Genomic DNA, 591 nt, shown 5'->3' with positions numbered 1-591 from the left:
TTCCGTCCATTGCCCAATATTCCCTACTGCTGCCTCCCGTAGGAGTCTGGCCCGTATCTCAGTGCCAGTGTGGGGGATTATCCTCTCAGATCCCCTACCAATCATCGTCTTGGTGAGCCGTTACCTCACCAACTAACTAATTGGACGCATGCCCATCTATCATCGCCAAAGCTTTAACAGCTACATGATGCCATGTTACTGTCTTATGCGGTATTAATCTCCGTTTCCAAAGGCTATCCCCCAATGATAGGTAGGTTGCATACGTGTTACGCACCCGTGCGCCACTGTGTATTGCTACACCGTTCGACTTGCATGTATTAGGCCTGCCGCTAGCGTTCATCCTGAGCCAGGATCAAACTCTCCATTGTAAATATTTTAATGAAATGTTGTTCTGCCTTATTCTAAAGAATTATAACATCACAACCTATCTTAGAATGTCGCATTTTCTTTTATCTTTTCTTACCAGCTTTTCAAAGAACTCTTTATCTCAAAACAATTAACCAACTTATCGTCAGTCCATTATCTCAAAATTTGTCGTCAAATCTCTTTCGATTTAACCGCTTCCCGTTGTTTGGGAGTGCAAAATTAGTA

The 591-nt window shown here is 43.0% G+C and carries 1 rRNA gene; it reads right to left on the bottom strand.

Features of this window, described 5'->3' with window-relative positions:
* Positions 1-368 (bottom strand): 16S ribosomal RNA (locus QM481_RS24830); the annotation flags it as partial.
* Between the last annotated feature and the right edge of the window lie 223 nt (positions 369-591).

The organism is Flectobacillus rivi, assembly GCF_030056655.1.
Lineage (GTDB): Bacteria > Bacteroidota > Bacteroidia > Cytophagales > Spirosomataceae > Flectobacillus > Flectobacillus rivi.
This window is presented reverse-complemented; position numbering and strand designations above follow the sequence as displayed.